The sequence below is a fragment of the Cupriavidus sp. SIMBA_020 genome (assembly GCF_046535395.1).
GTDB classification, from domain to species: domain Bacteria; phylum Pseudomonadota; class Gammaproteobacteria; order Burkholderiales; family Burkholderiaceae; genus Cupriavidus; species Cupriavidus campinensis.
In genome coordinates, this window is the sequence record NZ_JAWRWU010000666.1 from 1 (window position 1) to 269 (window position 269).

Consider the following 269-nt stretch of genomic DNA (forward strand, 5'->3'; position numbering starts at 1 on the left):
ATCTGCAATCATCGCCCCGTGCTTTTCTTGCCGATTACTTTTCGTTTTTGTCGCCTTATGCTGATGGCGTAACCGGAAACGGAAAGGGCAATGACGGTACTCGAAAGACGCGTGAAAGGCCTCGACGGTCTCCGGGCGCTGGCCGTGATGCTGGTGTTCCTCTCGCACAAGGCGCATCTCGATGCGATCGACGCGGGCAAGATCGGTGTGTGGCTGTTTTTTCTGATCAGCGGCTATCTCATCATCGGTGAGCTGCATCGCAACCGGCT

1 pseudogene is annotated in these 269 nt (G+C 55.8%); it reads left to right on the forward strand.

The annotated features are described in order from the left end of the window. Positions 1-90: 90 nt before the first annotated feature. Positions 91-269: pseudogene (locus SB751_RS30985) on the forward strand (acyltransferase); the annotation flags it as partial.